Origin of the sequence: Bacillus suaedaesalsae (assembly GCF_016890225.1) — a bacterium.
Lineage (GTDB): Bacteria > Bacillota > Bacilli > Bacillales > SA4 > Bacillus_BS > Bacillus_BS suaedaesalsae.
Window position 1 is genome coordinate 173,351 of the sequence record NZ_JAFELM010000021.1, and the last position, 19,646, is coordinate 192,996.

The 19,646-nt window shown below is 36.0% G+C and carries 29 protein-coding genes; 21 read left to right on the plus strand and 8 right to left on the minus strand.

Going from position 1 to position 19,646, the window contains the following annotated elements; genetic code table 11:
- The first annotated feature begins 30 nt into the window (after window positions 1–30).
- Together JR050_RS06905 and JR050_RS06910 are read left to right on the plus strand one after the other, a co-directional pair.
- On the plus strand, window positions 31–1,083 hold the full coding sequence (locus JR050_RS06905; RefSeq protein ID WP_204202774.1) for a serine hydrolase domain-containing protein: 1,053 nt from the start codon (window positions 31–33) through the stop codon (window positions 1,081–1,083).
- Window positions 1,083–1,247, plus strand: a complete 165-nt coding sequence (locus JR050_RS06910; RefSeq protein ID WP_204202775.1) for a hypothetical protein — start codon at window positions 1,083–1,085, stop codon at window positions 1,245–1,247. The genes JR050_RS06905 and JR050_RS06910 overlap by 1 nt, the downstream gene beginning before the upstream one ends.
- Window positions 1,248–1,281: 34 nt before the next feature.
- On the opposite strand, the gene JR050_RS20505 is transcribed toward JR050_RS06910, so the two are convergent.
- On the minus strand, window positions 1,282–1,416 hold the full coding sequence (locus tag JR050_RS20505; protein ID WP_283244057.1) for a hypothetical protein: 135 nt from the start codon (window positions 1,414–1,416) through the stop codon (window positions 1,282–1,284).
- 138 nt (window positions 1,417–1,554) lie between these two features.
- Here JR050_RS20505 and JR050_RS06915 point away from each other — a divergent pair, with 138 nt between their 5' ends.
- Both JR050_RS06915 and JR050_RS06920 read left to right on the plus strand, forming a co-directional pair.
- Window positions 1,555–2,079, plus strand: a complete 525-nt coding sequence (locus JR050_RS06915; protein WP_204202776.1) for a sigma-70 family RNA polymerase sigma factor — start codon at window positions 1,555–1,557, stop codon at window positions 2,077–2,079.
- Window positions 2,072–3,397, plus strand: coding sequence for a DUF4179 domain-containing protein (locus tag JR050_RS06920; protein WP_204202777.1), 1,326 nt, complete (start codon window positions 2,072–2,074; stop codon window positions 3,395–3,397). The genes JR050_RS06915 and JR050_RS06920 overlap by 8 nt, the downstream gene beginning before the upstream one ends.
- Window positions 3,398–3,421: 24 nt before the next feature.
- On the opposite strand, the gene JR050_RS06925 is transcribed toward JR050_RS06920, so the two are convergent.
- The gene (locus JR050_RS06925; protein ID WP_204202778.1) at window positions 3,422–3,613 is read right to left on the minus strand and encodes a YqzH family protein; all 192 of its coding nucleotides are present in this window, start codon (window positions 3,611–3,613) and stop codon (window positions 3,422–3,424) included.
- A gap of 177 nt (window positions 3,614–3,790) precedes the next feature.
- Here JR050_RS06925 and JR050_RS06930 point away from each other — a divergent pair, with 177 nt between their 5' ends.
- The 11 genes from JR050_RS06930 (at window position 3,791) to JR050_RS06980 (ending at window position 11,675) form a co-directional block, all read left to right on the plus strand.
- Entirely contained in the window at window positions 3,791–5,047 is a 1,257-nt protein-coding gene (locus tag JR050_RS06930) for a Y-family DNA polymerase (protein ID WP_204202779.1), read from the plus strand.
- Between the two features lie 31 nt (window positions 5,048–5,078).
- Window positions 5,079–5,423: a YolD-like family protein gene (locus JR050_RS06935; protein ID WP_204202780.1), complete on the plus strand. Its 345-nt coding sequence runs from the start codon at window positions 5,079–5,081 to the stop codon at window positions 5,421–5,423.
- Window positions 5,424–5,472: 49 nt separating this feature from the next.
- Entirely contained in the window at window positions 5,473–5,859 is a 387-nt protein-coding gene (locus JR050_RS06940; protein ID WP_204202781.1) for an NUDIX hydrolase, read from the plus strand.
- A gap of 101 nt (window positions 5,860–5,960) precedes the next feature.
- The gene (locus JR050_RS06945) at window positions 5,961–6,341 is read left to right on the plus strand and encodes a GntR family transcriptional regulator (RefSeq protein WP_204202782.1); all 381 of its coding nucleotides are present in this window, start codon (window positions 5,961–5,963) and stop codon (window positions 6,339–6,341) included.
- On the plus strand, window positions 6,338–7,237 hold the full coding sequence (locus tag JR050_RS06950) for an ABC transporter ATP-binding protein (RefSeq protein WP_346726717.1): 900 nt from the start codon (window positions 6,338–6,340) through the stop codon (window positions 7,235–7,237). The genes JR050_RS06945 and JR050_RS06950 overlap by 4 nt, the downstream gene beginning before the upstream one ends.
- On the plus strand, window positions 7,215–7,964 hold the full coding sequence (locus JR050_RS06955) for a hypothetical protein (RefSeq protein ID WP_204202783.1): 750 nt from the start codon (window positions 7,215–7,217) through the stop codon (window positions 7,962–7,964). The genes JR050_RS06950 and JR050_RS06955 overlap by 23 nt, the downstream gene beginning before the upstream one ends.
- Window positions 7,961–8,659, plus strand: a complete 699-nt coding sequence (locus JR050_RS06960) for a hypothetical protein (RefSeq protein WP_204202784.1) — start codon at window positions 7,961–7,963, stop codon at window positions 8,657–8,659. The genes JR050_RS06955 and JR050_RS06960 overlap by 4 nt, the downstream gene beginning before the upstream one ends.
- Before the next feature lie 128 nt (window positions 8,660–8,787).
- Window positions 8,788–9,135, plus strand: coding sequence for a CBO0543 family protein (locus tag JR050_RS20275; protein WP_239454171.1), 348 nt, complete (start codon window positions 8,788–8,790; stop codon window positions 9,133–9,135).
- A gap of 367 nt (window positions 9,136–9,502) precedes the next feature.
- Window positions 9,503–10,099, plus strand: coding sequence for a biotin transporter BioY (locus JR050_RS06970; RefSeq protein WP_204202785.1), 597 nt, complete (start codon window positions 9,503–9,505; stop codon window positions 10,097–10,099).
- Window positions 10,100–10,207: 108 nt separating this feature from the next.
- Window positions 10,208–10,711 (plus strand): GNAT family N-acetyltransferase, encoded by a 504-nt coding sequence (locus tag JR050_RS06975; RefSeq protein ID WP_204202786.1) that lies wholly within the window; start codon window positions 10,208–10,210, stop codon window positions 10,709–10,711.
- Window positions 10,712–10,736: 25 nt separating this feature from the next.
- Window positions 10,737–11,675 (plus strand): MBL fold metallo-hydrolase, encoded by a 939-nt coding sequence (locus tag JR050_RS06980; RefSeq protein ID WP_204202787.1) that lies wholly within the window; start codon window positions 10,737–10,739, stop codon window positions 11,673–11,675.
- 65 nt (window positions 11,676–11,740) lie between these two features.
- Here the strand turns inward: JR050_RS06980 and JR050_RS06985 are convergent, their stop codons facing one another.
- Entirely contained in the window at window positions 11,741–11,977 is a 237-nt protein-coding gene (locus tag JR050_RS06985; RefSeq protein ID WP_204202788.1) for an HPr family phosphocarrier protein, read from the minus strand.
- Window positions 11,978–12,129: 152 nt separating this feature from the next.
- Here JR050_RS06985 and spoIIP point away from each other — a divergent pair, with 152 nt between their 5' ends.
- From spoIIP to JR050_RS07010, 5 genes are all read left to right on the plus strand, one after another.
- Window positions 12,130–13,275: a stage II sporulation protein P gene (gene spoIIP / locus JR050_RS06990; RefSeq protein WP_204202789.1), complete on the plus strand. Its 1,146-nt coding sequence runs from the start codon at window positions 12,130–12,132 to the stop codon at window positions 13,273–13,275.
- Window positions 13,262–13,432: a hypothetical protein gene (locus JR050_RS06995; RefSeq protein WP_204202790.1), complete on the plus strand. Its 171-nt coding sequence runs from the start codon at window positions 13,262–13,264 to the stop codon at window positions 13,430–13,432. The genes spoIIP and JR050_RS06995 overlap by 14 nt, the downstream gene beginning before the upstream one ends.
- Before the next feature lie 299 nt (window positions 13,433–13,731).
- Entirely contained in the window at window positions 13,732–13,884 is a 153-nt protein-coding gene (locus JR050_RS07000) for a hypothetical protein (RefSeq protein ID WP_204202791.1), read from the plus strand.
- A gap of 61 nt (window positions 13,885–13,945) precedes the next feature.
- Window positions 13,946–14,107, plus strand: a complete 162-nt coding sequence (locus JR050_RS07005) for a hypothetical protein (RefSeq protein ID WP_204202792.1) — start codon at window positions 13,946–13,948, stop codon at window positions 14,105–14,107.
- 76 nt (window positions 14,108–14,183) lie between these two features.
- Window positions 14,184–14,747: a hypothetical protein gene (locus JR050_RS07010; protein WP_204202793.1), complete on the plus strand. Its 564-nt coding sequence runs from the start codon at window positions 14,184–14,186 to the stop codon at window positions 14,745–14,747.
- Between the two features lie 110 nt (window positions 14,748–14,857).
- Here JR050_RS07010 and JR050_RS07015 read toward each other — a convergent pair whose 3' ends face one another.
- From JR050_RS07015 to JR050_RS07030, 4 genes are all read right to left on the minus strand, one after another.
- Window positions 14,858–15,094 (minus strand): CDGSH iron-sulfur domain-containing protein, encoded by a 237-nt coding sequence (locus JR050_RS07015; RefSeq protein WP_430392864.1) that lies wholly within the window; start codon window positions 15,092–15,094, stop codon window positions 14,858–14,860.
- Between the two features lie 290 nt (window positions 15,095–15,384).
- Window positions 15,385–15,504: a YjcZ family sporulation protein gene (locus JR050_RS07020; RefSeq protein WP_149217930.1), complete on the minus strand. Its 120-nt coding sequence runs from the start codon at window positions 15,502–15,504 to the stop codon at window positions 15,385–15,387.
- Between the two features lie 130 nt (window positions 15,505–15,634).
- The gene (hpaB, locus tag JR050_RS07025; protein ID WP_204202795.1) at window positions 15,635–17,089 is read right to left on the minus strand and encodes a 4-hydroxyphenylacetate 3-monooxygenase, oxygenase component; all 1,455 of its coding nucleotides are present in this window, start codon (window positions 17,087–17,089) and stop codon (window positions 15,635–15,637) included.
- Window positions 17,090–17,219: 130 nt separating this feature from the next.
- Window positions 17,220–18,140: an alpha/beta hydrolase gene (locus tag JR050_RS07030; protein WP_204202796.1), complete on the minus strand. Its 921-nt coding sequence runs from the start codon at window positions 18,138–18,140 to the stop codon at window positions 17,220–17,222.
- Window positions 18,141–18,900: 760 nt separating this feature from the next.
- On the opposite strand from JR050_RS07030, the gene JR050_RS07035 reads away from it, so the two are divergent.
- A complete protein-coding gene (locus tag JR050_RS07035; RefSeq protein WP_204202797.1) occupies window positions 18,901–19,449 on the plus strand; it encodes a thioredoxin family protein in 549 nt (182 codons plus the stop codon).
- Window positions 19,450–19,503: 54 nt separating this feature from the next.
- On the opposite strand, the gene JR050_RS07040 is transcribed toward JR050_RS07035, so the two are convergent.
- Window positions 19,504–19,646: IS3 family transposase (locus tag JR050_RS07040; RefSeq protein WP_204202806.1), on the minus strand; the 143-nt coding region annotated here is incomplete at its 5' end.

The following is a 19,646-nucleotide window of genomic DNA, read 5'->3' on the forward strand; positions in this document are numbered from 1 at the left end:
GTAGATAGATTGAATTTTGGGGTGGAAAAGATGAAAAATCTTATCGAACAGTTTCTTGTGAAAGAACTTTCATGTCATTTACAACCGATTTATACATATGTTGAATCTGTCCGACATCAAATCTCTGCTTCAGCAGCTGCTGTTTATGTCATACAACACGATAAAATTATTGGAGAGTGGTACTCAGGCTTTCATAGTTTATCAAGTGAACAAAAGGTCCAAGAAGACTCAAGGTTTAATGTATATTCTACGAGGAAAAGCTATATCGGCTTAGCGACTTCCATTGCGGTCTATGAAGGGAAAATAAAAGAAATTGATGATCTAGTATTAGATTATCTTGATGAGGAAAGGGTTTTACTTGAAGGCACTACCATTCGCCATCTTGTAACTCATACTCATGGTCTTGATATAAAAGACGGAAAGCTTGTACGTCAATTTTCTCCAGGGGAAGGTTGGGACTACAATAATGCAGGATTGTCGTTATTATATAAAATTATCCTACAAACAACTTCCCGCACGGTAAATGAGATTTTGCAAGAAAATGTATTTAAACCGTTACAATTGCAAGAGACAGGATGGGAGAGTACCGAGCAGGCGAATTTAGTTTGCGACGTGCTCGAGCCTACAAATGAGGCTAGGTTAAGTCTTGATGATAACTCGGGGTTTGAGCGTAACCTGTACGTCAGTGCTCGTGAATTAGCCCACTTTGGATATTGTCACTTGAAACGCGGAGAAATTGGTGGGAAGCAAATGGTTCCTTCCGCTTTATTCGACATGACTACTGCTGTTCAAACACCTATAGCACTACAAAATACTCCTCAAAACGGATTCTTCTGGTTTAGAAATGTAAACAACTTCGCGCAAAGTGAAATTGGGGGCAATGTACCTAAGGGAGCGTATCAAATACTAGGAGCCTCTGGTTGTACAGTTCTTGTCATTCCTGAATATGAAGCAGTTGCAGTCCGTATGTACAATAAAAGAGGAAATCCTCCAGGCTATGACTACTTACAAGATATAAAGCAGTTTGGTAATCTTGTAAGCTCCTTGCTTCAAGAATCGAATCAATCAACGGAGGTTAAATAATGAGTCCATTAGCTATTGTTTTATGGTCACTTCTATTCTTTGCTATTCTCTATGTTGTCATTGAAACTGCTGTTAGAAGAGGAATAGACAGCTCGGAAACAAATGAATTACTTCGTGAATTAGTAGAAATCCATCGCAATCAATCAAATAAAAGTGCATCATAAGCTACGTGGACCTTCCCAAAAGAAGGTCCTTATTTTATTTCTTTTCTATTTCTTTTTTATTTCCATTTGTCTCATTTCCCGTTAAGTACTCGTAGCTAGCTTCTAATCCGGAATCCTTTGCTTTATGTCCTTTAACAACTTTATATTGATCCATGTTTCGTTGGGCCATATGATCACCTCCTCTCGAGTAGTCTTCTGTGGTAGTATTTGCTTAGAAAATAATTTTAAATAAATTAAAACCTTTTTATATAGAACGGTGTCTAATTACTAAACAGATAACTACACATGCATGTTAGGGAGCGATTGTATGGAGAACGAGCTGCTCATAAAACGAGCGATTAAAGGGGATGAACAAGCATTTTATACACTAATGCTTGAACATAAAGACCAATTATTTCGAATTGCTTACTCTTATTTGAGAAATCAAGAGGATTCACTAGAAGCTATTCAAGAGGTTACATGTCGTGCATTTAAAGCTGTGAGGAAGGTAAAGGAGCCTGCCTATTTTACCACATGGCTCGTTCGAATTATGTTGAATTATTGTAATGATGAACTTCGTAAGAAAAAGCGAGTAACATTGCAGTCACATGAATTAGATCATGCGACAGCGGCAGAGGATTCACATGAAAGAATCGAGCTAGAAGAAGCAGTAGATGCCCTTGACGAACGAAGTAAACAGGTTATTACATTAAAGTATTTTCATGATTATAAAATTAGTGATATTGCCGAAATAATGGAATGTCCAGAAGGAACTGTGAAAACTTGGTTGCATAAAGCGCTAAGAGTATTACGTAAACAGTTAGACGAGAAAGGCGGGGAGAAGCATGTTTGAAAAAGAAGAAGCAAAGTTAAGCAATGTGAAACAACAATATGACAATATAATAATTCCTGATTCGATTGATCAATATATCCAAGCTGGTATTCAAACCGCAAAAGTGAAACGTAAAAGGGCGTCTGTTTACCGTTTTAGTAGTCTGATTGCAGCAGTTCTGTTAATTGCGATGCTATCGATGATTCGTGTTTCCCCAACCTTTGCCGGCTATATTAGCAATATTCCCGGCTTTGAAAAAATTGTAGAGCTAGTGCGGTCTGATAAAGGCTTAATATCTGCTATAGAGAATGATTTCATCCAGCCAATTGGTGTGTCTGATGTGCATGATGGAGTAAAGGTAACCATTGACTCTGTAATAGTTGATAATAATGAAATGGTATTATTTTATACGGTAGAAAGTGATCGGGATTTAGGTGATATCATGCCAGGGAAAATATCACTTGTAGACCTAGAAACGAATGAAGATTTTGATGCGACATTCTCGTACGGATCTTTACAAGAAGTTAGTACTGATCCAGTATCAGGGACCATTGAATTCTATGCAGACAAGTGGCCGTCTTCTATGGAACTTTCTCTTCAACTATTTAGTACCCTAGCAGATAAAGCACGACCTGTTACTTCCGTGTTTACCATGCCTTTTACAATTGATGTACAGAAGTTTGAAGGAATGAAATCAGAGTTTGTCATTAATAAAGCAGCATCTATAGAAAATCAAAAGTTTACAATCGAGAAAATGGTCATTCATCCAACAGAAATGGAATTGTCGCTTCAGTTTGACCCTGATAACGACAAGAAGATATTTAATTTCGATGATTTGAAAATTGTCGATGAAAAGGGAGAACATTGGAAGACTAAAGCCTCAAATTTTAGTGAGGATGAAAGTATAATCACTTTTGAAAGTAATTACTTTTATGAACCTAAGGAGTTGTATGTAGAGTTTTCTTCTGTTCGTGCAATTGACAAGGATGAGCTGGAAATTGTAGTGGACGTAGAAAATCAAAAGATTATCAAAGCTCCGTCTGATGGTAGACTTTTAAGTGTTCAACGATCGGGGCATGATCTTAGTTTTCTTTTGAAGAATAACAATGCTCAAGACCAAAATCACTCATATAATCTATTTGGAGGAGATATGGTCGATGCTACGGGTGCTACTTACAGTATTAGCTCTAGATTTAGTTCACCTGCTTCAGATGATACCAATAATATTCAAATAGAGGGAATTGTCCTGCCGACACTGGATTTTACAAATCCAATAACGTTAACACTAAGTGACTACCCAAGTCGTCTTAATGAAAAAGTTAGAATCAGGATTAAGTAAAGCTCGCCAATCGGCGAGCTTTTGTCATTGTGTTAAATATTCGTACACTACATCTTGAATGATTTCATTTAAATCAGTTTGATCTTGTTTATGAATGTCCATAATCCGCTCATATAACTCTGTATAATCCTCTTTACTCAAAGGTACTGAATCAATTGTATGCTGATATTGATACAAGCAATTTCGAATCATTTTTTCAATGAATATTTTATCCACAAATCCTACTCCTAGTTGTTTTTTCTTATTTCTTTTATAAATGATGGCTTTCTATATTGCAATGCAAAATTTTGTGAGGTCCTAAAATTACCATTTGAAATCGAACGTATATTCCCTTATTATTATGAGTATAATAAAATACGAACATATATTCTTTTTTGAAAGAAGGAAATGGTTATGGATTACAGTCAATTTCCATATGAGCGAATATTATGTGTGGATATGAAAAGCTTTTATGCAAGCTGTTCGGCGGTCATGCTAGGTTTGGATCCGATGACATGTTATTTAGCGGTAGTAGGCGATACAAATCGGCAGGGAAGTATTGTACTAGCCGCAACGCCGAGAATGAAAGAGGAGTTTGGAATTAAGACAGGGTCAAGGTTGTTTGAAATTCCAGACGATCCTCGCATTCAGATTGTGAATCCGAAAATGGGGACATATGTAAGAATTTCAACTGAAATTACGAGACTGTTTCACCGCTACGTTCCGAAAGAAGCCATTCACACCTACAGCGTGGACGAAAGCTTTCTTAAAGTTGACGGTGTCGAACATATATGGGGAGATGCTCATACGATTGCGAAAAAGATTAAAGGAGAAATTCACAAGGAATTTGGTCTTCATTGTGCGATTGGAATTGGTCCTAATATGCTTTTATCCAAGCTTTGTCTAGATTTAGAAGCGAAGAAGAAAGGAATTGCCGAGTGGACGTTTCAGGATGTCGAGAAAAAACTATGGCCACTTTCTCCGTTAAGCAAAATGTGGGGAATCGGGAGCCGAATGGAACGAAATTTAAATCGTATGGGAATTTTTACAGTTGGACAGTTAGCTAACTATCGACTTGAATTATTAGAAAAGAAATTTGGAGTGATGGGCAACCAACTTTATTATCATGCTCATGGCATTGATTTATCTGATATCGGTGCTCCGATTATGCAAGGGCAGATTAGTTTTGGAAAAGGGCAAATATTATTACGTGATTACCCAGATCCAAACGAAGTAAAGCATGTCATTTTGGAAATGTGTGAAGAAGTTGGCCGAAGAGCTCGCCAGCATAAAAAAGCAGGAAGAACGATAAGTCTTGGGATTGGATATAGCAAGGAAGAGTTTGGTGGAGGCTTTCACCGTTCGAGGACAATTGATGAGCCAACGAATATTACCCTTGACTTATATAAAGTGTGTCTAGAGTTGTTTGAAGAAAATTATCAAGGAAAGACGGTAAGACGAATTGACATTGCACTTTCTAATATTGTCGAGGATACGGAAATGCAATTGAATTTATTTTATACAAGCAAGCCGAAGCAACGGACGCTTGGCTATACGATGGATGCAATTAGAGAAAAATATGGTTCTACTGCAATTTTGCGTGCGGTTTCTTATACGGATGCTGGAACAGCACGGCATCGCAGCAAGCTAGTAGGGGGGCATAAAGCGTGAATAATGTGGAAAGCAAAGAGAGTGATGAGTCATGATTCGAGATCGTGGAAACATAAAATGGACCTCGATGATGCTTCCCGAGCACGTAAAGCTGCTTAGAGATTGGGCGAAAGAGGATGAATTTGAAACAAAGGAAGAAATTGACGAACAGCAGCTTGAACAAATGAATGAAGTTATTTGCGATGCGATGACATATGGAGCTAGCATTTGCCTTACGTACTTTGAAGGAACAAAGCATTATACAATCACAGGTACTGTTCACTATGTTGATGAAATAGAGCAAAAGCTCCGCATTATGACAAGTGAAGGCATTCGTAAACACATACCCATTCAGGCAATAACTGATGTAAAAGAGGTTGATAAAGAAGGGTTTTAAATGATGTGTAACGAATAATAAGTGACTAAGTCTTTAGGCGGTGTTGGTTTTGCGAAATCGAGGCTCGGCAGTTATCATTCAAAATGGAAAAGTAGCATTAATAAAAAGAACAAAAAGCGAAGAAGTGTATTATGTCTTTCCCGGCGGAGGAGTGGAGGAAGGCGAATCCCCGGAAGAGGCGACAATTAGAGAAGTGAAAGAAGAATTAGGAGTAAGAATTGAGAACAAGTATTTATTAGCTACAGTGCAGTTTCAAGGAATACAATATTTTTATGTAGCGGACATCACTTCAGGTATCTTTGGAACAGGTGAGGGAGAAGAGTTTTCAGATCCAAGTCGTGGTCGTTATGAGCCAACCTGGGTAGAAATCACAGCTCTTTCTTCTTTAGAAGTAAAACCAAAACAAATAGTTAAATTAATCCAAACACTGACTTAAAAGGTTAGTGTTTTTTTTATTCTGCCTATTGCATGAAAATGGAAATTGTTATATAGTACATTACAACAGTAATGTACTACAAAAGTGAGGAGGATGCATATTTGATCTTACATCAGGACAGTACAAAGCCGATTTATGTACAAATAGCAGAATGGATTGAAACAGAAATACTGAATGAGAATATAAAGTCAGATGAAAAAGTGTATTCCCAATATCAACTTGCAGAAATGTTCAATATCAACCCGGCAACGGCTGGTAAAGGAATAAATATTCTAGCAGACGAAAACGTTTTATATAAGAAGCGCGGACTTGGTATGTTTGTATCACATCATGCGAAGGAACTTATTTTAAGAAAAAGGAAGAGTCAAACGTTGAAGCGATTAGTTCAGGAAATTGTGTTAGAAGCGAAACGGTTAGACGTAACAGAAGAAGAATTACTAGAGATGATTAAAGAGGCAAGTAAAGAAGAGGAGGGAGAATGATGAACGTCATTGAAAGCGTGGGATTAGTAAAGAAGTACGGAAATAAAACAGCATTAAACCCACTTGATTTTTCAATCGAAGAAAACAAAATTACAGGTGTGATAGGAAGAAATGGAGCAGGTAAAACAACATTACTAAAAATTGTGGCTGGTTTTATTCGAAGTACTTCTGGAGAGATAAAAGTGTTTTCGGAACAACCTTTTGATAACTTAAAGGTTTCACATAATATGATATTTATTGATGATACGATGAGTTTTTCGCCATCATTTACCTTACAAGAAATATTAGAAGTAGCAGAAAGCTTTTACCCAAATTGGGATCGAGAACTGGCCAATCGATTATTTCAATATTTTGGCTTTCATCAGAAGGAGCGTCACCAAAAGCTATCAAAGGGAAAAAAGAGTACGTTTAATGCAATACTAGGTCTAGCAGCAAGATGTCCATTAACAATTTTTGATGAACCGACAACAGGAATGGATGCTGCTGTGAGAAAGGATTTCTATCGTGCGTTGCTTAAGGGATATATTGAATTTCCTCGTACCATTCTATTATCCAGTCACCATTTAACTGAAATAGAAGATTTGTTAGAAGATGTTTTATTAATAAAAGATGGAGAGGTATGTCTTCATACAACAGTTTCCGATTTGAAGGAATATGCTATTGGGATAAGCGGTAAGACAGAAATGGTAAAGGAATGGATCGAATCTTGTGATGTAATAGCAGAAAAAACGTTAGGTGCAGGAAAGTCATATGTAGTAGTCAAAAATTCGGGCGTGAACGTAGAAAAAGCTAGATTACAAGGATTAGAGGTTCATAACATTTCGGCAGAAGATGTTTGTGTATATATTACTGAAACAACAGGGAGGGAAATAGATGATGTCCTTAACAGAGGTTAGTATTGCGGATAGTGTGAAAAGACAGTATAAATTTAAACTAAAATCATATATAGGAGCATTTACGACGTTAATTGCCGTTCAAGTTGTTGCGATGTTATTTTCCTCGACAGGAACAGGAGGATATGGAACAAGTTCAGAAAGTTATTCAATTAATGTAAGTTATTATTCAGCCAATTTAATTATTGCATTTACAATGCTATGGTCGTTTATAACATCTGTTCTTATCACTACAAAAGCATATAGATATGAAGACTTTATGTTTGTTACAAACCGTTTAACAAGTAGTCTTTCAAATGTTCTATTTCTGTTAACAGCCAGTATAGTTGGAGGAATATCAGCTATGTTTGCAGGTTATCTGCAAAAGATATATTTATTCTACATCAGTGAAGGAGCAAATTTAATAAGCGCTACAACTCCCTTAACGGAATTAGTAATAGGGTTAGTGGCAGCAAGTTTATATATGCTTCTCTTTAGTGCACTTGGATATTTTGTAGGCATGCTTACACAACTTCATAAACTATTTATCGTCATAATACCAACCGTATTTTTAGGTTCCCTATTTTTAAGTGCAAGGCACAATGGAGAAGTTAACTTTATCACTAAGGTAATTGAATTGTTTATACAGGAAACATCTCTTCTACTGTTCGCTGTAAAGGTACTGACAGTAGCAGCAGCTCTGTTTTACGGATCACTTGTAATATGTAACAGATTGGAGGTTAGAAGATGAGTTTCGTAGTAGTAACATTTCTAATCCTGATTTTAATAGTGTCATTTATGATCAAAGGTAGTGTTCGATGGAAGTTTATGAATATACGGGGGACAAGATGGATTGTATTAATCTATGGGGCCTTACTACTAGTATCAACGATCCTATTTTATATATTACCAAACGAAAATAATAATAAACAAAATCGTACGTTATCAGAAAAAGAGCTGCAGGAAATAAGTAGTTCCAGTATAAAAGCCTTTGAAGCTGCAACAAAAGGAGAAATTGATAACACTAAGGGCGTTTATCGTAATGGTGAGTGGGAATTTGATTTCACCGGTGAGAAATTAGTATTGACGAAGGGGGATGCAATTAGCTCATTTGTAGTCGTGGAGAAAAAGGAAATTAATGATGGAAAAGTGGAAGTCGTCAGCTATGCAACTGATTTAATCATTGAAAATGTAGTGTTAAAGGAGAAACTAAACCCTCCTGGAGTCGAGTTAAGTGGAGAGAACCTGCGAATCATAATGCCTGAAATGCAGGAACTAAACTATTCAATGTTTGATAAGGAGTTTACAATTACACAATTTAAACCTGACAGAAGTAGAGAAGAATCGTATGAAGGCCATATGTACATGGGAAATGAGATATTGTACGTGCGTATTCCGAAAGATGTATTTATGAGTGGTAGTGATTTTCAATTTGTAGAAAAGTAACATAAACAAAGGATAGAGCTTTTGAGTCATTACAAGCTCTATCCTGTTTATTTTATATGGTAATAGGTCTGAAATCCTACTTGCTAGGGTAAACTTGTACTAAACTGAGAGAGAAATGTTGGTAACCTATGATTGAGCGGATTTTTGAACTTGGGGCAGTAGTAATAAGTATTATAGGGAGTATCATCATTATAAAAAGTAATGTTAAAAAATACATAATACTTTATATAGCAAGTAGTATGGCTGGCGCGCTGCTATGTTTATTATTTGTGGCAATGGGATTTTATTCGTTCCCGGTGAAGCTTGTACCATTATCGCCAATTCCAATAATAGAAATGTTTACCACCATCCCTTTTTATGTATTAGTTGGTGTTCGATATAGTCCCCAAAAATTGGCCGTGGAAAATTCCGTTTTATTGGGCACTTGTGCACATCGCGATGGTATTGGAAGTGTTCGTGTTATATCATCCGGTTAAAATCATTAACTATGAAGCTAAATGGGATGCATGGGATTCCTTTACATGGTGGTGGATATTCTTACTCTTATTTGAATTTATCGGGGGAAAATTAATCCCTCGTGAATCTAGAAAACCTATAAGCTCCAAGTCATTCCGTTATGGAAGATGGGGTTGGATTATTTTTCACTTTATTATAATCATAACAATATTTTTAGCGGGGTATTATACAGGATGGACAGCCCATAATAGATGAGAAAAAGCATAATCAAGCGAGATTGTGCTTTTTATATGTTAACTAAAATAAAATAAGGTTGACATTAGTGTGGTGAAACTATTATTCTATGAAAAGAGTAAGATTTACCAAAAGTAAACAAGAGGTGGAATTATGAAAACAAAAAACAAATTTAGAACAGTGGATTTAACATTTGTAAGCTTATTTGTAGCCTTAATGGCAATTGGTGCAAACATTACATCTTGGGCACCATTTTTAAGAATTGGCGATGTACCTATAACGCTCCAAACCTTCTTTTGTGTCTTAGCGGGAGCGGTGTTAGGAAGTAGATTAGGAGCATTATCAATGATTGTTTACACATTGCTCGGTCTCGTTGGAGCGCCTGTATTTGCGCAATTTAGTGGTGGGCCAGCTGTTATATTCAGTCCAACTTTTGGATTTATTTTATCATTTACTTTAGCTGCATTTGTAACAGGTAAAATCATTGAAAAGAGCCAAACAGTGAGAACTTTCATTATTGCATCAATTGCTGGATTGCTTGTCAATTATGTAGTGGGCACAAACATTATGTATATGGCATACAAACTATGGGCAGCAGCACCAGAAGGATTCACCTATAAAATGGCATGGCTATGGATGGTACCTCCATTTCCAAAGGATTTAGTATTAGTGCTGTTTGCAGCAACGTTAGCAATGAGACTGCGTCGTACATTATCAAAAAGCTCTTCACAATATAAAATAGCAAGTTAAGACAAAAGACCTTCTTAATGGAGGTCTTTTCCTATGTTAAAAGCATTTAGTTGAACAAATGGTAAATAAAGTATAGACTATCAACCAAAGGTAAAGGGAGGAATGGGGATGTATATTCGATTACTGACACGAGAAGACGCAAAACTGTATTGGCAGTTACGACTTGAAGCACTACAACAAAATCCTGAGGCATTCTCTTCAAGCTATGAAGAAGCAATAAAACGAGAATTTCCTATAGAACAAGTAGCTAAAAATTTTGAAGCCCCTGGTAATTTTACTTTTGGAGCATTTGAAGAGAAAGCATTAGTCGGTGTTGTGACTCTTATTCAAGAACAGAATCTCAAGCTTCGTCATATTGCAAATATTTTTGCTATGTATGTCACACCTGGGCATCAAGGAAAAGGAATTGGAAAATTATTAGTTACAGAAGCGATCAATAAAGCGAAAACAATAAAAGAAATCGAAAAAATAAAACTTTCGGTTGTTTCAAGTAATGAAAAAGCAAAAAGACTTTATAATAGTGTTGGTTTTCAAGCATATGGATTTGAAGAAAAAGCATTGAAGGTAAATGCAAAGTATTATGATGAGTACCACATGAGTTTACTGTTGTGAGTAATACATACTGCGAGGGATTACGATGGGAAGAGTAAGATACGAGAATATGGACCGTATCGATAACAAGAAAACATTTTCTGATATGAGAAATTGGCAAAGAGAAAGAAAATCTAAAAAAAAGGATTTATCGGTTCAAATTCCACAAGCAAGTCAGAAAGAGGTGGAAGAGCTCAGAAGAAATCGTACGAAACCTTCTATAACATGGATAGGTCACTCTACGTTCTTCATACAGCTGGGTGGGCTTAATATCCTGACAGATCCCGTATGGGCAAAGCGGATGGGAACTCAAAAAAGATTAACAGAGCCGGGAATAGAAATGAATCATTTACCTGAGATTGATGTTGTTTTAATTTCCCATGGACATTACGATCATCTGGATTTTCCTACAATAAAGAAATTAAAAGGAAGCCCAACCTTTTATGTTCCGATTGGGTTGAAAGCCGCCTTTGTAAGAAGAGGATACAAAAAAGTTGTTGAAGGAAATTGGTGGGATCAATTCGAACATGAAGGCCTTCGAATTTCCTTTGTTCCGGCTCAACATTGGACAAGAAGAACGTTAACAGATATAAATACTTCCCATTGGGGAGGGTGGATTGTAGAGGATGGAAATAGCTCGGTTTATTTTGTTGGTGATACAGGATACTTTCGTGGATTTCAAGATATTGCAAACCAATACGAAATCGATATCGTGTTAATGCCAATTGGAGCATATGAACCAGAATGGTTTATGTCTGTAAGTCACATAAATCCTGAAGATAGCGTAAAGGCGTTTCTTGAACTGAAGGGGAAAACCTTCATTCCGATGCATTACGGAGCGTATCGACTCGCAGATGATACAGGACCAGAGGCATTGAAACGATTAGAGAAAGAATGGAAGCGACTACAGATTGATCAAGGCCAGCTAGAGGTGTTGGCAATTGGAGAAACATTATGGCTCTCCGCAACAAATGAATCAAACTAAAAAGCTAGGATTGGCAGTGACCCATAAAGTTAGAACTTTCGGGGTGCATTACCATTCCTAGCTTTTTATTTTTCGAAGAAACCAAGTGCTAGAATAGCGTCTATTGCTTCTGGATTTTCTTTTGCTTCAATTTCCACTTCTTGACCAGGTTGTAGAGATAATGCAAGTACACCAAGTAAGCTTTTCGCATCAACAACCCAATGTTCCTTTTTAAGTAAAATCGTACCTTCATAATTGTTTGTTGTATTCACTAATTGGCTGGCAGATTCAGCAAATACAGGCTTAGTAACCTTCACGATCATATGTATCAACTCCTTCAGTATTATATAGCTAGTATAGAAGTAACGAACGAAAGAATACAAGAAAGAAATGAAAAAAATTAAAAACTCTGTTCTAGCCATGGCCAGTCTTTATATATTGTAATAGACAGGTAATTTTTTAGTTGGAGGTTGTTATGTATATTCAACCGAAAAGTCATACTGCAAGTAAATATATATGGTTCTTTATTGTACCCCTTTTATTCTTGCTAATCGCACCAGTTTTTATCATTAATAACACCTTTTTTACAATTAATAAGGTTGGTAATCATATTCCCATTATTTCATCAGAGCAATTAATAGAAATCATAAGTAGTGAAAATCAACACTTTTCTTCAGTAATTCCAGTAAAGGAAGAAGTTTCTGTACTTAAAGTAGGAGCAGAGTTTGTATCAAATATTAGATTTGGTGATATACGGAGTTTACTTGGAACAGAAATTCCGGGAATGCAAAGCTATCATGCTGAAATATTAGTAGCAGGAGTTGGAACAAATTTCACGAACATACCAATTGAATCGACACCACCTATGGAAGTGTTGCTACAAGAAAGAGAGATGGCAGAAGAGCAATTAAAGGAACTGCTTGCTGATAAGGATGACACACAAACACCGACTGGCACATTATCAGAAGACACATTCTTTATTTACCATACTCATAGCTATGAATCATATTTCCCCCTACTTGGACTGCAGGATGTAGAAGATGCAAATAAAGCAAGTGATGCAAAGACAAACATCACGCTAATTGGGGAATTATTAGGAAAGAAGCTTGAAGAAAAAGGGATTCAAACAATCGTCGATAAAACGAATATGGGACAAGAATTAGCTGATCGCAACTTGAAGCATACGAGCGCTTATCGTGTTTCAAGAGAATTTGTTACAGAAGCGATGAATAGTGATAAAAAACTAACGTATTTCCTTGATTTACATCGAGATTCTTTAAGAAAGAAAGATACAACAGTTACCATTAATAATCAACGCTATGCCAAAATTGCCTTTGTCATAGGAGAAGAAAATAAGAATTATGAAAAGAATGCAGCATTAGCTCTGCAACTACATAACCTCATCGAAGATAAGTATCCTGGGTTAAGTCGTGGACTTCTTCCACAAGGTGGAGAAGGCGTGAACGGTGTATATAATCAAGATCTATCACCTAACGCATTATTAATTGAGATGGGTGGAGTAGACAATGATATGGCAGAGTTGAAGAACACAGTGAATGTATTAGCAGAGGTTATTAGTGAAAACTATTGGAAGGCTGAAAAAGTAAATGGAGAAAATTAAAGAGACACATTTATGGTTAGGCTGGACCTTCTTATCAACAACCATTGCTTATCATCTGTTTAGTTTTACAATTGTAATTGGCTGCTTCATCACAGGAATTATTTTTTGCTGTAAGGCGATGATTAAAGAAGTAATATCAAGCACAAAAGATGTCTAACAAGACATCTCCAGACTGTTGACAAACGCTCGCTTTCTTCGTTACTCACCTTGCTCCGGTGCTCATTACCGTCTATGGTAACTCCGCTCCTCACAAGGGTTCGTGCCTCGAAAGCAAACGTTTTCAATCAGTCTGGGGGCTGGGATTTATAACAATTTTGTACTTTGTCTACAACCTGAAGATGTCTAACAAGAAATCTATTTTTTTAGGTCAAAAGTTGGAAAAATAGTAATTGAATGGTTATTATTTGAAATTAGATAGAATGATAGATTATGATCTTTATGATAGGAGGTGAATGAATGAGCGAAAGAATCGGGAAACTATTAATCGGATTTGTTGTTGTTGCGATTTTTATTGGTGTAGCAGAATCAAGCACACAGTATGCAAAAATGCATAACAAACTAAAGGAAGAAGCTACGCACCAAATACATGAAAATGAATACATACTTTAATATATAGATAGTGTGGCCATGGACTTGTTCCATGGCTTTGTGCGTTAGGAGTTAAAAGAATATGTATCATCGACTAGCCATATCAGGAAGTACAATTTTGTCAGAAGAGTCAAGGTTTGAACAGTTATTTCAACATAAGTTAGAACATGTAGAAATCGGAGAATTTTTAAACGAGGATGCTTTTCAACACTATTTAGATTTAATACAGAAGCATATTGAATAGTTAAAGAAAAAATTCGGAATGTTGAAACTTATTTGCCTGCGGTGCGTATAGATTTAGTAAAGGGGTGAAATGAAATATGGCACATTTATTTACTGGATCAGCATTATTAATAACAGCACTTTTATTATTTCTCATTGATCGGTACTATCCATATGTTGATTTTATGTCGAGTTTTTCTGCAAAGGGTTTTAGGAGATTAGTAGGTGGACTTGTTGTTACAGGAATATTACTCCTAAGCTTTGGAGTGTATAGCTACATAACGTATCAACCACCATTTATGAAAATTGCAATCGAAGGTAATACCTATTTTGTAGAAGGTGAAATAGATAAGGTTGCATATGTTCAAGAAGCAACAGAGGTCTATAAGGTGTCTGAGAAAGGCGCTATTAAGGTAGTGCTCTGGGAAGCGGTAGAGGGAAGTAATCTTACTATAGATTTAGTACGAAAGAAGGGAACCTTAATGACCACTTCGGAAATAGAAAAAATGGAAGACTCTATTTCTAGTAAAATAGTAAATAAACTAGAAGCGAAAGCCCTTTATCAATTTCCTCTCATGGTTGATGAAGCTGGAGAATGGAAGGTCACCGTAAAGGAGAAAGAGAACGTAATCGGCTCATTCTATATCAAAGTATCACCATAAAAAAACAGCGAAGGATTTTGATCCTACGCTGTTTTCTTGCCATAAAGATAAGCTTTCTTAACCAAATCGATGGTAACTTCTTCATAAGGCAATTTCCAAAGTTCTGTAATTTATTCAGTTTCAGCCTTCACAACAGACTCAAATTTTCCTTTATGTGTTCCATCACAATATGGGAGTTTTGATGATAATCCACATCGACATAATGAAAATGCGGGTTTTGCTTCAAAAACATTACCATCCGCATCCACTAATTCAACTTCCCCAGTAATTCGGTAAGGTCCGTTATTCATCACTTTAATTTGTACCTTTGCCATACATATCCCCTCCTTTATCTCATATATGTTCATAGTATAGATAAAATGAAGAAAATTCAAATAATGATAAGTATAGGGTCTTTTTGAAACATGTTGTTATTAATCAAAATCTAATCATCTTCAATAAGTAAATCAAATGAATTATTCTTTATTTTTGACGGTAAGATGCCCTGAAACTTTAATCCTTACGCACTTTGTCGACTTGTCCGAAAAACAACAAACTATGCGAAAACAGCCTAATTACAAAAAACGAGACCAGCTTCAAGGCGGGAAGCTGGTCTAATAAAGGAGGCAAACATCATGACGGTTACTACCGACTCAAATTAGTTATAAAAAGTAGCGCCAACGATAATTAGAAGAATGAACAATACTACGATTAACGCAAAGTTATTGCCATAGCCACCACCGTAGCCGTAACCACCGTATCCATATCCGTAACCCATTTTAACACGCTCCTTAATCCTAATTTTAGATAATATAAGATAAGATTTATATTACCCACTAATAAGGTATGTGTAGGAGCAGAGAAGTGTATGGACAAATACACAGAAATTAGCGAAATGGACGTAAGCCCTATAAAATTTCCTTTCTTTCTATAAAGTTATGAACTTGTTTTTTATGAGAAGTTATATCGTAGCTTTTGTATAAATTACTTTGAAGCTTAATCGGATCTCCAAAGAAGAAACGCTCATATAAGGTTTGCCTTGAACCAAATGCACTCATACAGTAGTCCCATGCTAAGCGAAACAGCTTTACACGCTCTTTAGCTGAAACCGTCGATGATTGTAAATACCGTTCTAAATCAGGGCAAATTTCAGATGTGAAATCTCCCTCCGTTGGTAATGAAGCTAAGCCACTGGCTCCAAGTTGCTGCAAGATTTCAGTAATTTTTGGATAAATTGCAGAAAAAGTAGTCGCCCCTACATATAAAGGTGTAATATCAGGAAGAAATGTCCCAAACTTATCTTCTTTTGCATTTTGCTCAGATGATAATAGTAAAGCCTTTAGCGTTTCTAAATGAATGATAATTTCACTCATCTTACTTTTGACGTGTTCGTAATCTTGAATCTGGATTGATTGGACGAGCAACTCAGCAATACCAAGTAAAAATTGTAGCTTTACTAATCTTCTAGTTGTAACTTGATGAAGAACTAAAGAAAAAAAGCTGCTATCTGTAAATAGTTGTCCTGCTAAAGGTATATCATCATGGAAAAAAATGCGGTTCCAGGGAACTAATACATGATCAAACACAACAAGTGCATCAACTTCATCAAACCTCGATGAGAGAGGATGATCGAAACTAGAGTTTCGATAAGAGTAAGGTTCACGGCAAATAAATTTTAATCCCTTTGTATTGCTGGGGATTGAGAATGCATATGCCATTGAATTGCTCTGAAGTCCAGCCCCTGATGGGAATACCATAATTTCATCTGTAATCCCTCCCTGGGTAGCTAACAATCTTGCGCCCTTAATGACAATTCCTTCTTCATGTTGATCTACAACTTGTGCGGCAATAATTTCGTCCTGTAATTCAGGAAAGTAAAAAGCAGAACGATTTACTTGAGGGTTCACGAATGTATGAGTAAAGGATAAGTCTTGTTCTCTAGCCATTTCGTAAAAGTTCCAGACATTTTGCTCCCATTTTGGATTGCGAGCACCAAATAACTCTTTTGAGGCTGCAAATGACATAAAGGCAGTGTTCATATAGTCAGGTGAACGTCCCATAACTCCAGCTGAGTGCTTTGCCCATTCTTCAATCATGGACCGTCGAAACAGTAAATCTTCTTTTGATTTCGGTATTAAATAGGAAGCACCTACAGAATTTCCGGACAACGGTGAGGTATAGGTCATTTTACTTTTGTAATTTGGATGAACTTGAAGGTCATATAACTGTGCTTGACTTTTAATAATGCCCTTAAAAGCACGGTGTTCTGACATTTTTCCAATCACTTTTTCTCCATCGATCCAAACGTTCGATTGTAAACTATTTATTCTGTCTATATATTCACGTCCAGATATAGCAGGCATGTGTGAATCACCCCATTTTTTTCATGCTTATAAAGTATGCAGTGGGAAATGTTCTGTTACTTTTTTTATAGGGATAGAGTCAGGACTAGCTATCAATTTCTTCATAGAAAAAAGCTGACGTCTAATGAAATCAGCCTTTCTTTGAATAGATGAAATCTCTTAAAAAGTCATCCAGTACTTTTTCGTATAGTTCGGGATTATCACCTAGAGAATATGCATGGGGCCCTTTTGGTGCAATCACTAACTTTTTTGGACCGAATTTTTTATCGTACAATTTTCTAGACATATTAGGTAAAATGTAATTATCATCTTTACTATGAATGAATAATATTGGGCTTTTGACTGTTTGAATGTAAGATATAGGTGATACGTCTTTAATGTCGTATTTATCCCTCAATTTTAAAAAGGTTTTACCGATAGGTAGTACTATTTGTTTTGGTAGCTTAAAGTCTCTTCGTAAAAGGTAAGCTAATTGTTCCTCAAAGTCTGAAAATGCACAGTCAGCGATATAAAAATCAGCACCATCTTCTAGCATGCCTGCGTAAAGTAACGTCGTAACTGCCCCCATAGATTCGCCATGAATGCCTAATAAAATATCTTCACCGAACGTTTCCTTTGTCCAATTAACAACAGCTTGTAAATCAAACTTTTCATAATGCCCATAACTGGTCGTTTTTCCACCACTTTCACCATGACGTCTGTGATCATACATTACAACATGAAAATCACGGTGATGAAATAAATACATATATTTAATTGAATTAAGACGATTCATCGTAACTCCGTGACAGATAATCATATATTTGTTCGTTTCAATGTCACTTGGAATAAATGTTCCTTTTATGTCATAGCCAAAAGTTGAAGGGATGGAAATATCATGCTTCTCTAATGATTCATATTCAGATAAGATAAATCTTTTTTCATTGAGTTCTCTGTTAAGAATGGTTTCATCTGTTTTCTTTTTTATATACATAACCCGATTTGTAAAGAACAAGCCCATTGAAATGATATATAGAAAAAGAAGGCTTATCGTCGTGATCAATTTACGCATAACATTCCTCCTAATGCATGTAAAAATAGTAGTTTTAAGTTTACCATAATTATACTAGGTACTCACATATGGAAAAGGAAAGTTTACAATATTGACATTAAATCTAATGCATTTTCAACTTGTAATGCTTTACAATGAAAGAAAGTAAAGAAAGATAAGAGGTGACAACTGTGGAGATTATCTTAATGTCAGCATTAGGAGTTATTATATTAATCGCAGGAATTATATGGACAATTTCACTAGCAGGTAAAAATGATGAAAATTATAGCACGTCAACAAAAGGGAACCTCACAAGACTTACCCTTATTTATATAGTCTTAGTTATATTACTAATAATAGGAATTGCGTTTTATTTATATTTAAATTAGGCTCTTTTCGTAAAGATTGTTGCTATTTGGATAGCTCTGTTAAACATTGAGTTGATTGGAGCGGAAGGCACTCGACTCCTGCGGGAGATAGAGGGAATCGTGAGACCCCGCAGGCGAAGCCGAGGAGGTAGGTTTTTTCACGATAGTGAAAATAACCATCAGCTCCCTCCCCGCGGAAAGCGTGTGCCTGAAGCGGAAATCAACGGACCTAAAATAAATTCTTTTTTTGTAAAAATAGCAACAAAGTATGCGAAAACAGCCTTAAATTAAAACAAGAATGTTTCAGTTTTTATGCGATTAATCGAGGACTCATGCAAGCAGATACGACGAATTTACTTAGAATAGCGAACAATGTCATTCTGTTAATTGAGTGAGAAAGGAAGTAAAAGCATATGACATTAGTGAAATGGTTTGAAAAAGGTGTGCCATTTAAGCAATACGTTGATAATATGAAAGTAAACAAAGAAGAACTATTAAATGTATATGAAAATCTAGAGTTTCATAGAGATGACATAATATTTTTTCAAAAGAAATTACTAAATAAATGGAAGGGAATTGTCTTAACAGCTGACTGGTGTGGAGATGCAGCTTTGTGTGTACCAGTACTACAAAGAATCTCTGAAATAAGCAATGTAGAACTTCATTATCTAATAAGAGATGAAAACCTTAAGCTAATGGATCAATACTTAACAAATGGAACATCACGTGCTATTCCTATCTTTATTTTTATGGATCAAGATGGAAACGAGAAACTGGTATGGGGACCACGATCAAAGGAAGTACAACAAATGGTTGAAAGTGGTAGAGCAACATTACCACCAACTGATGCTCCAGATTTCCAAGAAAAACAGTTGCAATTTTATAAGGAATTTAAAGAGAAGACAACATCAGATCCAGAAATTTGGCGAACAGTCATTGAAAGTGTAAAAGAAAAACTATAATAAAAAGCAGAATGCTACCTGAATGATGTGACCCCCAAAAGTTAGAGTTTTATATTATGCAGCTAATTGGCTGGTATGGATACGGTATTGAACCGGACTCATGCCTGCCAATTTTTGCTTTATACGCTTGTTATTATAATAATAGATATAGTCTTCAATTCTCTTTTTTAATTCCTCAAATGAGCACAGTGCTTCTC

What these genes read in the sequence shown, in the direction of transcription:
- JR050_RS06905 (WP_204202774.1), top strand. Translation starts at nt 31, where the DNA reads ATGAAAAATCTTATCGAACAGTTTCTTGTGAAAGAACTTTCATGTCAT.
- JR050_RS06910 (WP_204202775.1), top strand. Translation starts at nt 1,083, where the DNA reads ATGAGTCCATTAGCTATTGTTTTATGGTCACTTCTATTCTTTGCTATT.
- JR050_RS20505 (WP_283244057.1), bottom strand. Translation starts at nt 1,416, where the DNA reads ATGGCCCAACGAAACATGGATCAATATAAAGTTGTTAAAGGACATAAA.
- JR050_RS06915 (WP_204202776.1), top strand. Translation starts at nt 1,555, where the DNA reads ATGGAGAACGAGCTGCTCATAAAACGAGCGATTAAAGGGGATGAACAA.
- JR050_RS06920 (WP_204202777.1), top strand. Translation starts at nt 2,072, where the DNA reads ATGTTTGAAAAAGAAGAAGCAAAGTTAAGCAATGTGAAACAACAATAT.
- JR050_RS06930 (WP_204202779.1), top strand. Translation starts at nt 3,791, where the DNA reads ATGGATTACAGTCAATTTCCATATGAGCGAATATTATGTGTGGATATG.
- JR050_RS06935 (WP_204202780.1), top strand. Translation starts at nt 5,079, where the DNA reads ATGATTCGAGATCGTGGAAACATAAAATGGACCTCGATGATGCTTCCC.
- JR050_RS06950 (WP_346726717.1), top strand. Translation starts at nt 6,338, where the DNA reads ATGATGAACGTCATTGAAAGCGTGGGATTAGTAAAGAAGTACGGAAAT.
- JR050_RS06955 (WP_204202783.1), top strand. Translation starts at nt 7,215, where the DNA reads ATGATGTCCTTAACAGAGGTTAGTATTGCGGATAGTGTGAAAAGACAG.
- JR050_RS06960 (WP_204202784.1), top strand. Translation starts at nt 7,961, where the DNA reads ATGAGTTTCGTAGTAGTAACATTTCTAATCCTGATTTTAATAGTGTCA.
- JR050_RS20275 (WP_239454171.1), top strand. Translation starts at nt 8,788, where the DNA reads ATGATTGAGCGGATTTTTGAACTTGGGGCAGTAGTAATAAGTATTATA.
- JR050_RS06970 (WP_204202785.1), top strand. Translation starts at nt 9,503, where the DNA reads ATGAAAACAAAAAACAAATTTAGAACAGTGGATTTAACATTTGTAAGC.
- JR050_RS06975 (WP_204202786.1), top strand. Translation starts at nt 10,208, where the DNA reads ATGTATATTCGATTACTGACACGAGAAGACGCAAAACTGTATTGGCAG.
- JR050_RS06980 (WP_204202787.1), top strand. Translation starts at nt 10,737, where the DNA reads ATGGGAAGAGTAAGATACGAGAATATGGACCGTATCGATAACAAGAAA.
- JR050_RS06985 (WP_204202788.1), bottom strand. Translation starts at nt 11,977, where the DNA reads ATGATCGTGAAGGTTACTAAGCCTGTATTTGCTGAATCTGCCAGCCAA.
- spoIIP (WP_204202789.1), top strand. Translation starts at nt 12,130, where the DNA reads ATGTATATTCAACCGAAAAGTCATACTGCAAGTAAATATATATGGTTC.
- JR050_RS06995 (WP_204202790.1), top strand. Translation starts at nt 13,262, where the DNA reads ATGGAGAAAATTAAAGAGACACATTTATGGTTAGGCTGGACCTTCTTA.
- JR050_RS07000 (WP_204202791.1), top strand. Translation starts at nt 13,732, where the DNA reads ATGAGCGAAAGAATCGGGAAACTATTAATCGGATTTGTTGTTGTTGCG.
- JR050_RS07005 (WP_204202792.1), top strand. Translation starts at nt 13,946, where the DNA reads ATGTATCATCGACTAGCCATATCAGGAAGTACAATTTTGTCAGAAGAG.
- JR050_RS07010 (WP_204202793.1), top strand. Translation starts at nt 14,184, where the DNA reads ATGGCACATTTATTTACTGGATCAGCATTATTAATAACAGCACTTTTA.
- JR050_RS07015 (WP_430392864.1), bottom strand. Translation starts at nt 15,094, where the DNA reads ATGAACATATATGAGATAAAGGAGGGGATATGTATGGCAAAGGTACAA.
- JR050_RS07020 (WP_149217930.1), bottom strand. Translation starts at nt 15,504, where the DNA reads ATGGGTTACGGATATGGATACGGTGGTTACGGCTACGGTGGTGGCTAT.
- hpaB (WP_204202795.1), bottom strand. Translation starts at nt 17,089, where the DNA reads ATGCCTGCTATATCTGGACGTGAATATATAGACAGAATAAATAGTTTA.
- JR050_RS07030 (WP_204202796.1), bottom strand. Translation starts at nt 18,140, where the DNA reads ATGCGTAAATTGATCACGACGATAAGCCTTCTTTTTCTATATATCATT.
- JR050_RS07035 (WP_204202797.1), top strand. Translation starts at nt 18,901, where the DNA reads ATGACATTAGTGAAATGGTTTGAAAAAGGTGTGCCATTTAAGCAATAC.